Below are 6,146 nucleotides of genomic sequence, written 5' to 3' on the forward strand. Positions count from 1 at the left end.
AGCCTCTATAGGAAAGGCCTGGTTTTTCGCCCAAGTAGCATCATTTTTCTTTTTGGCTCTTGCTGTCACTGAAACCTTTGGAAAACGCCGGCCGCTAGTAATTGGAATTCTCTTAGGACTTTCTTTTTGGTGCAGGCTTCCCGTAGTGCTTTCTCTTCCATTTTTTCTGATAATGCTCTCTGATATGTGGTTTAATAACGATAAAACCATAAGCATATACAAGAGGATAAACTTAAGGCCTCTTATCCTTCTGGGGCTCGGAGTTGGGATATTTGTTCTTCTTAACTTTTTATACAACTACGTCAGGTTTGATACTATTTCTAACATCGCCTATACAATCCAAGCTAAAGAAGAGCCTTGGTTCTATCCAAAGGGGCTGTTTCATATTTCTTATATTCCAAAACACCTGTATATCTTTTTCTTAAAACCGCCTCTGTTTTCATCTGAAGTTCCTTATGTACTGCCCTCTATGGAAGGTATGTCCATTCTTATAACAACCCCAGCAGTGATATATGTGCTTTTTGCCGGGATTAGAAACAGAACAGCTATTGCCTGCTGGACAGCTATTATCCCAGTTGCGCTGGTTTCCTTTGCCCACGGAGGCTATGGGTGGATTCAGTTCGGCTACCGTTTTGCGCTTGATTTTTACCCTTTCTTGCTGGTTTTAATAGCCCTAGGAATAAGATCTCAACTAAAGCCAAATTCTGATTTAAGATGGCACCATAAGACGCTAATAATTTTGAGCATATTGATCAATTTTTTGGGAGTTTTATGGATTAACAAATTTGAGTGGTTTGAAATATGGGGTTAGGCAGTATAAATGATGAATCAACACACACAATCACGTAAACTGGTCGCTCTTATTAGTCTGGCAGTTTTTGCAATAACATTCATAATTTACTATCTCACTAAAGAAGAATCCAATCCTTATAACAGTTTTGTTTTGCTGGCAGATGCTTTTTTGCACGGAAGACTTTATCTAATTGAAGACGCCACATGGCTAGAGCTCATACATGTTGGAGATAAACATTTTGTTGTACCTCCTCCAATGCCGGCAATTCTTAGCCTTCCAGCTGTTGCAATTTGGGGAGCTCAGACAAGCCAGATGGTTATATCTATTTTCTTTGGCAGCATTAACGTAGCTTTGGCATACTTAGCTGCTAGACAACTTACCAAATCTGTAAGTGTTCAAATTTGGACTACCGCGATGTTTGGATTTGGAACAATACACTGGTGGGTTGCAACGTCTGGAAGTGTGTGGACCTTCTCACAAACCATCTCTGTGACTTTTTTATTTATTGCAATACTTCTAACACTTCATCATCGAAATTCTTTTCTGATTGGTCTGTCATTGGGTGCTTCTTACTGGTGCCGACTTACAACAGTTTTGTCACTGCCGTTTTTTCTAATCTATACATATGACAGATGGTATAAACCTTTTAATCTTCGCAGCTTATTTAGCAGATTAAATATTAGATTCCTTTTTTTCCTAGGTCTCGGGATAGCAATATTTATAATTCTTAACGGCCTTTATAACTTTGCGAGGTTTGGAACGCCATTTGATGTTTCGTACTACTTAATTCCTGAAATATTTGATGAGCCTTGGTATCAAAAAGGCATATTTGATATCACTTATATCCCCCGACACTTAAACATAATATTCGCCAAGTTTCCCGCATTTATAGATGAATATCCATACATGATCCCAAATTGGCATGGGCTTGCTATATGGATCACAACCCCGGCATTTATTTATGCTTTTAGATCGGGAATAAGAAACAAATTATCCTTGGGCTGCTGGGTTTCAATATTGTTAATAGCGCTTATTAATTTTTCGCACGGCACATGGGGATTTGTCCAATTTGGATATAGATTTGCCGTCGATTTTTATCCTTTCCTATTTTTACTTACAGTCCGGGGTATTGGAGAGCAGATAAGGTGGCACCATAAAGTGCTAATAATATTTGGAATTTTAGTAAACCTCTGGGGAGTTTTATTAATACAAGAATATGGCTGGATAGAATTAGGCGAGATGTTTGATCGTTAATTTTTAAACACGAGAAATTTATATCCCAAAAAGTTCCATATTATCACTAGAACTATTGAAGCAAAAGCGGCAATGTTAGCCCAAATAATTGGTGAGATACCACCAATCGGCTGAACGAAATTCACTAAGAATGAAGCAACTGAAACGTTTATCACAAAACCTATTCCGGCTACAACAATAAATTTTAGAAACTGCTTTCCAATATCATCTGTCCCACCGCCGTCAAAAGTCCAAAATTTGTTCCACAAATAGCTGTTTACAACAGCGCAAACAAATGAGATTCCTTTAAAAGCCGAGAACATAAACCCTTTTTCTACTCCGCTAGTTAGGATGAGCAAGTTTAAAACACCAAAGTCTATAGCAGTGTTTGAAACACCTATTGGAATGAATTTCCCGAATTGAAAAAAAATGTGTTTTCTCTTACCCAGGATTGATGCAACATAAACCCAGAGCAACAACAGTGATGGAATAACAATAACAATTATGATCCAAATGAGTAATGGTTCAAAGCTTGGTAGAAACGAAAAACCGCCAGACACATTTAGAAGTGAAATAATGAATGCGGAAATTATAAGGCCTAAAATTATTGGGCTAATTATATCAATTTTTTTCATTATAATATTCGGCCAGTTTTATAGAATTAATTTTCTCAGGGTGTGCTCTAATTTGTTTTCTAAGTAATTATAAATAGCAATTATCTCCAGGAACTAAACCAAAGATAGCTGTCTACGGCTCCCGGCGCAAGGGGTGCGCCCGAAACAACCGGGTAGAAGTAGTAAAACGTTCCTGCGGCAATAAGTATATAAACTGCAACTGCTATCTTTCCTAATTTTGATCTGTTCCATACGATGTTCAGGAAATAAGAGCTGATTATAAGCAAAAACAACAGGGAAGGCAGAAAATGATATAAGAATGTTATCTTCCTTGGTGATAGCGCCCATGGAAGCCAAAAAGCAAAGAAACTAGCTAAAACAAAAATAAGTCCTAAGGACTCTTTTCTAACTGCCTGAATAACTCCTATAATTACAAATGCACACCCAGTCCACCAGATAAAAGGATTGCCCATAGCATAGATGTGTGAGTGCATGCCACCCAAATCCTCAAAATGAAAATAGACCGGCTTTAGCATAAGAGGCCATGTCCACCACTGTGAAAAATATGGGTGATTATCAGTAACACCTCCATGATAACCAAACATACTGCTCTGAAGATTAACGAAATCGCTTATAGAATTGCCGAAATAGAAAAACGGTATATATGTAGCCATGTAGACCAATAAAGGAACTACCCCGAATGCCACTATCATCCTTGGGAAGAGATTTAGTAGGGATTTAACATATGAGCTTCCTTGTGAGTTTGTACTATATACCTCAAAATAATACAAAAGGAAGAACGAAACGCCTGCTAAAAACTCTGTTACATATACGCCGCTCCATTTCACCGACATAGTGGCACCGCAAAATGCCCCTGTTAAAAGTAAGTAAATTGTTTTTCTAGACCTTGCAAATTTAACAACGAATAAAGAGGCTAATAATACAAAATTCGCAATGAATATATCGACCATAGTAATACGGCTTAGAACAAATATAAATGATTCTAGAGAGTAAAGTAGAGCTGCTATTAATCCCACGCGATCATCAAATATGTTTCGTGCCAAAAGGAAAATTAAAAGTGTTCCTAGAGTTCCAAAAAATGCCTGACTAATCCGCCAGCCAAACGTATTGTCTCCAAACAAGACTATACCAATTGCGCTTATTTCCTTTCCTAGCGGTGGATGTGTCCACTCATATGCCATATCAGGCGGCGCTTTTACCTCGGAGGTAGGAATCTGCCACCCATACTGGTTTCCTTTTGCCATTTCCTGGGCTGTAAAGGCGAAGTAGACCTCATCAAAGTAATAACTCTGGGGAAATTCAAGATTATAAAATTTAACCCCAAAGCTAAAGAGAATAATTAAAAAAAGTGATAGCCAAATCTTATTTGATATCAGTAAGTTTTTTAATGCCATTATAAACTCATATATGTAATTATCACGAACTATCTAAACTCTGTTTTTTTAAAGTATTGTAGACAAAATTTATAAATACTATTCCAAAAGCCAGTGCGTACAACCCGAACATAATTGGTATTAGTATCTTTTGTACATTTCCCGGCACCGCGCTGTACTCTGAATTTAGCTGTAGGTACGAATAAACCATATTACATGCATAAACTCCGGACACAATAGCATATAAATAGGGAAATATCCATGTACGGAACATTATTAGTGTAAAGAATGCAAACGCTGGAAGAAGGTGTCTTTCATGTGCTCTAGTCACAAAGAGGAAAAGAGAAAACAAAATCAGCGTCACTGCTTGGAATATTAGGTACTGATACTCTTTATTGTTTTTATTGGATTTAATTCTATATCTAAAGAGGCACACAAAGATAATAAAATAAAAAGCTGCAAAGATAGTTGTTCCCCAATGTCTATAGCTTAAACCTAAAAACTGGGTTCCGTCATTTTGCCACATTGCAAAAACTCCCCAGAAATTAAAAGTGTTCAGGGACGCATATTCATATTGCCCATAGGCTGAATTAAACCTTTGTATTATAAGTTCAATCGGCCCTGTGAAGATATAAAATATAGAATCGAACTTATCCCAGATAAATGGGAGCGCAACAATCGTGCAAGTGAGAATAACTACTGCGACTATTTTTATGCCTGGAATAAAATTGTTTATTCTCCATCTATTTTGTGGATTGAAAAACGGCTTTAAAGCTATGAAACCCACTATTGGGAAAAGCACGATAGTTTGTGGCTTTATCATAAATGCAAGAGCTGCAAATAGACCACAGAGCATATAATGTCGTCTAAGGGCTAGTACGATTGATAGCAAAATAGGAAAAGCATGGAATGAGTCAACCTGACCCCATAGTGTGGAATTAGATAAAACAGCAGGGTTAAAGAAATATACAACTGCGGCTATAATTGCGAGCCTTGTGTTAGCTATTGGCCTTAAAACAATAAAGATCAAAATCGAGATCCCTAAGTCAGCAAGATTAGCAGGGAGTTTAAAAAGAACATACTCAGAAAGCCAAGGAGCCCAAGAACTAAGCTCTGTCATAAACCATAGAACATAGAGATAACCGGGCATATAGTCACACCAGTAGTTATCATAGAAATTTGTAAAACCTACTTTTTCTAGACCCAGTCCCCAGCCAATCCATGTGCGGAAGTCTCCCTCATATGCCACCAAAGTGCCAAGATAAATCCTTAACAATAAACCAAGAAAAAGTATTATTGATAACCAAAGGTATGGATTTTTGGATTGATTAGATCTATTATCAGCGGCGAAGTTCATCTCTAAGCTTCCATGACTCTTTGAACATTCTTAGAATTACACTTAAATTTGCTCCGGACTGAGTTCCATACTGTCTTGGGAAATGTCTGACAGGCACTTCTTCAAATACAAAACCATTTCTTTTCAACTTGAGTAAAAACTCGGCGCTAAAAAGGGCTCCTCCAGATTTAATAGGAGCTATGTCACGGTAGGCTTTTGTCGGAAAGACTTTAAAAGCACAGTCCATATCTTTTACATTTAGACCAAACATTAAATGTATATACTGTGCATACATCCATGCGTTTAATGATCTGATCGGAGAATCCGCTCTGTCCTCTCTGAAACCAATGACAACTTTTTGCGGGTCAACTAACGGAAGCAGTCTGTCTAAATCCACGATATCAAACTGCCCATCACTGTCCATGAAAAATATAAAATCACACTTAGCTTCATCAAAACCGCTTCTAAGCGCTGAGCCGTATCCCTTGTTGACTTCGTGGTTTACAAGAACGACATTTGAATTTTGAGAGCAAAGCTCCTCGACAATCTCTTTGGTATTATCTTGGGACCCGTCATTTACCACAATCACTTCGTATGATGAGACATTCTTCTCTAGATATTGAGTGCAGCTTTCTACAGTATTCTTAATATTTTCAGCTTCATTATGCGCAGGCAAAACTGCTGATAGTGATATATTTTGCATTTTTATTCCAATAAGTACGTATATTTACAGAATTATTCAGATGCTGTATAAGAGGGAATTATATCACACTTTA

6 protein-coding genes are annotated in these 6,146 nt (G+C 37.5%); 2 read left to right on the top strand and 4 right to left on the bottom strand.

What is annotated here, in order from left to right:
- Together AAF462_09355 and AAF462_09360 are read left to right on the top strand one after the other, a co-directional pair.
- On the top strand, nt 1-811 hold an 811-nt coding region (locus AAF462_09355; GenBank protein ID MEM7009324.1), incomplete at its 5' end, for a hypothetical protein.
- A gap of 9 nt (nt 812-820) precedes the next feature.
- The gene (locus AAF462_09360; protein MEM7009325.1) at nt 821-2,047 is read left to right on the top strand and encodes a hypothetical protein; all 1,227 of its coding nucleotides are present in this window, start codon (nt 821-823) and stop codon (nt 2,045-2,047) included.
- Here AAF462_09360 and AAF462_09365 read toward each other — a convergent pair.
- From AAF462_09365 to AAF462_09380, 4 genes are all read right to left on the bottom strand, one after another.
- Nucleotides 2,044-2,661, bottom strand: a complete 618-nt coding sequence (locus AAF462_09365) for a GtrA family protein (protein ID MEM7009326.1) — start codon at nt 2,659-2,661, stop codon at nt 2,044-2,046. The two genes, AAF462_09360 and AAF462_09365, sit on opposite strands and share 4 nt — an antisense overlap.
- An 80-nt stretch (nt 2,662-2,741) precedes the next feature.
- A complete protein-coding gene (locus AAF462_09370; protein ID MEM7009327.1) occupies nt 2,742-4,055 on the bottom strand; it encodes a phospholipid carrier-dependent glycosyltransferase in 1,314 nt (437 codons plus the stop codon).
- A gap of 22 nt (nt 4,056-4,077) precedes the next feature.
- On the bottom strand, nt 4,078-5,391 hold the full coding sequence (locus tag AAF462_09375) for a hypothetical protein (protein MEM7009328.1): 1,314 nt from the start codon (nt 5,389-5,391) through the stop codon (nt 4,078-4,080).
- Complete coding sequence (locus tag AAF462_09380; protein ID MEM7009329.1) at nt 5,375-6,073, bottom strand: glycosyltransferase family 2 protein; 699 nt, start codon at nt 6,071-6,073, stop codon at nt 5,375-5,377. Before AAF462_09380 ends, AAF462_09375 begins: the two co-directional genes overlap by 17 nt.
- Nucleotides 6,074-6,146 lie beyond the last annotated feature (73 nt).

This window comes from Thermodesulfobacteriota bacterium, assembly GCA_039028315.1.
GTDB lineage: Bacteria > Desulfobacterota_D > UBA1144 > Nemesobacterales > UBA2774 > CR02bin9.

Excerpts from the sequence above, each read along its gene's own strand:
- AAF462_09360 (MEM7009325.1), top strand. The coding sequence starts at position 821 with ATGATGAATCAACACACACAATCACGTAAACTGGTCGCTCTTATTAGT.
- AAF462_09365 (MEM7009326.1), bottom strand. The coding sequence starts at position 2,661 with ATGAAAAAAATTGATATAATTAGCCCAATAATTTTAGGCCTTATAATT.
- AAF462_09370 (MEM7009327.1), bottom strand. The coding sequence starts at position 4,055 with ATGGCATTAAAAAACTTACTGATATCAAATAAGATTTGGCTATCACTT.
- AAF462_09375 (MEM7009328.1), bottom strand. The coding sequence starts at position 5,391 with ATGAACTTCGCCGCTGATAATAGATCTAATCAATCCAAAAATCCATAC.
- AAF462_09380 (MEM7009329.1), bottom strand. The coding sequence starts at position 6,073 with ATGCAAAATATATCACTATCAGCAGTTTTGCCTGCGCATAATGAAGCT.